3 protein-coding genes are annotated in these 2576 nt (G+C 41.3%); all 3 read right to left on the reverse strand.

All coding sequences use genetic code 11. From position 1 onward, the window contains the following. Positions 1–112: 112 nt before the first annotated feature. Complete coding sequence (gene frr, locus HOO90_RS04025; protein ID WP_292839707.1) at positions 113–670, reverse strand: ribosome recycling factor; 558 nt, start codon at positions 668–670, stop codon at positions 113–115. A 72-nt stretch (positions 671–742) separates the two neighbouring features. Beyond that, a complete protein-coding gene (gene pyrH / locus HOO90_RS04030) occupies positions 743–1459 on the reverse strand; it encodes a UMP kinase (protein ID WP_292839709.1) in 717 nt (238 codons plus the stop codon). 198 nt (positions 1460–1657) lie between these two features. Continuing rightward, positions 1658–2533, reverse strand: coding sequence for a translation elongation factor Ts (gene tsf / locus HOO90_RS04035; protein ID WP_292839711.1), 876 nt, complete (start codon positions 2531–2533; stop codon positions 1658–1660). Positions 2534–2576: the final 43 nt, after the last annotated feature.

Genomic DNA, 2576 nt, shown 5'->3' on the forward strand with positions numbered 1-2576 from the left:
GGGAATGTCTTGTGTAGCGCTAGTAAAAAAAGCCATACACGCTCCTGTCGGATTCGGTAAGGTTTTTAGAGTTAATCTGTGTTTGCAAGTGAAATTTCGCTAAATTTGGTAGTTAAACTGCCATCAATTCAACTTCTTTGGCTTGTAATAGCTTGTCTACTTCTGCCACGGCTCTGTCTGTGGATTTTTGGATGTCGTCTTGGGCACGGCGTTCATCATCTTCTGAAACCAATTTGTCTTTTAGTAGTTTTTTAAGCGCGTCGTTGGCATCTCGTCGCACATTTCTTATGGAAACCTTCGCGCTTTCTGCTTCAGAACGGACTATTTTAGTTAAATCACGTCTGCGTTCTTCAGTAAGCATTGGCATAGGAACGCGAATTAAATCGCCGTTCGTTGCTGGGTTTAAGCCTAAATCACTATCTCGAATGGCTTTCTCAACTTTGCTAATCATGTTTTTTTCATAAGGCTGCACATTAATGGTACGAGAGTCGCCCAAGTTTACATTGGCTACTTGGTTCACGGCCACCAGAGAACCGTAATATTCCACCATCACATGGTCTAGCAAACCAGTATTGGCTCGCCCTGTACGCACTTTAGCTAAATCTACCTTCAATACTTCCAGCGATTTTTGCATTTTTTGATCTGCGGTTTTTTTTACTTCATCTAACATTTATTTCTCCAACTCAACTCGTTACAATCTTTTATGACGATTCCAATAAAGCCATTACTGATGCATCAACGCTTAAGGAGTTACCATCGTACCTTCATCTTCACCCATGACCACCTTTTTCAACGCGCCCTGCTTAAAAATACTAAATACAGAAATAGGCAGTTTTTGATCTCTGCATAAAGTTAGTGCAGTGGCATCCATTACTTTGAGATTTTTGCTAATAGCTTCATCAAAAGAAATAGTTTTATAACGCATGGCTTCTGGATTGGTTTTGGGGTCATCGGTATAAATGCCATCTACCTTGGTCGCTTTAATCACAATTTCTGCGTTCATTTCCATGCCACGAAGGGCTGCCGCAGTGTCCGTGGTGAAAAATGGATTCCCAGTACCTGCGCCAAATATCACGACACGACCTTCTTCTAAATAACGTATCGCTTTACCACGTATATAAGGCTCAGCAACCTGTTCAATATTAAGCGCACTTTGCACGCGTGCATTTAAACCAATATTTTTCATGGCATCTTGCAGCGCCATCGCGTTCATTACAGTGGCGAGCATGCCCATGTAATCTGCAGTGGCTCTATCCATACCTTCAGCAGCTGGTGCTACACCGCGAAATATATTGCCGCCGCCAATCACTACCGCTACCTGCACACCTAAATCGACAACTTCTTTGATTTCACCGACAATGCGACTAATCGTTGTGCGATTAATACCATAGGCATCATCGCCCATTAAAGCCTCGCCAGAAAGTTTGAGTAAGATACGCTTATAGGCAGGTACAGCCATAATATTCCTCTTTTTTAAGTTTGCTTATTTAAGCATAAAAACGACTATTCAGGCCAAAATTAAGTACAAAATTTAATAAATTTTCGTTAAAAAAAATGGATTAAGCAAGTTGCTTAATCCATTTTAATTTCATTGAGATGTTAGTTAAGGAGACTTATTTGCGCTTAAGTCACTCAAACTAAAAGTTTAAATATTAAATTAAACTTTTGCAGCAGCAGCTACTTCTGCAGCATAATCGACAACAGCTTTTTCAATGCCTTCACCTACGGTAAATAAAGTGAATGATGCCACTGAAGCACCTTTTGATTTAAGCAATTGCTCAATCGTGAACTTGTCGTCTTTAACAAACACTTGGCTTAACAAAGTAACTTCTTTTAAGAACTTTTGCACAGTACCGTCAGCAATTTTTTCAAGCATAGCTTCTGGCTTGCCAGCTTCTTTCGCTTTTTCAATCGCAACACGACGTTCTGCCTCAATCAAACTAGCATCAATCCCTGAAGCATCCAGTGATTTTGGTTTTGCGGCGGCAATATGCATGGCGATATCTTTAGCCAAAACTTCGTCGCCGCCTACCAAATCTACTAGCACACCAATTTTGCTACCGTGTACATAACTCGCTAATTTACCTTGTGCAACAGGGCGTACAAAGCGACGTGGTGTAATGTTTTCGCCAATTTTACCTACTAACTGCGCCCGCGTTTCTTCTACTGTTGCGCCGCGTAGTAGCAATGCCGCAACAGCTTCAATATCCGTTGCGCTACTTGCAGCAATCACACCAGCTAATTCGTTAACGAATTTCAAGAAGTCTTCATTCTTTGCACAGAAGTCAGTTTCAGAGTTCACTTCAACCATCGCGCCAGTTTTACCATCTGCACTAATGCTAATACCAACCGTACCTTCTGCAGCAACACGTCCAGCGGCTTTACTTGCCTTGTTACCAAAGCGAACGCGCAGAATTTCTTCTGCACGAGTCATATCGCCTTCTGCTTCTGATAACGCTTTTTTACAGTCCATCATTGGCGCATCAGTGCGCTCACGTAATTCTTTTACCATGCTTGCGGTAATTTCAGCCATTTTAAGCTCCTAATATCTACAAACTACATTAAATATATAGTTT

Source organism: Methylotenera sp. (assembly GCF_013141425.1).
GTDB lineage: Bacteria > Pseudomonadota > Gammaproteobacteria > Burkholderiales > Methylophilaceae > Methylotenera.

Bases quoted from the DNA above. Each gene is read 5' to 3' on its own strand.
- tsf (WP_292839711.1), bottom strand. From the start codon at position 2,533: ATGGCTGAAATTACCGCAAGCATGGTAAAAGAATTACGTGAGCGCACT.
- frr (WP_292839707.1), bottom strand. From the start codon at position 670: ATGTTAGATGAAGTAAAAAAAACCGCAGATCAAAAAATGCAAAAATCG.
- pyrH (WP_292839709.1), bottom strand. From the start codon at position 1,459: ATGGCTGTACCTGCCTATAAGCGTATCTTACTCAAACTTTCTGGCGAG.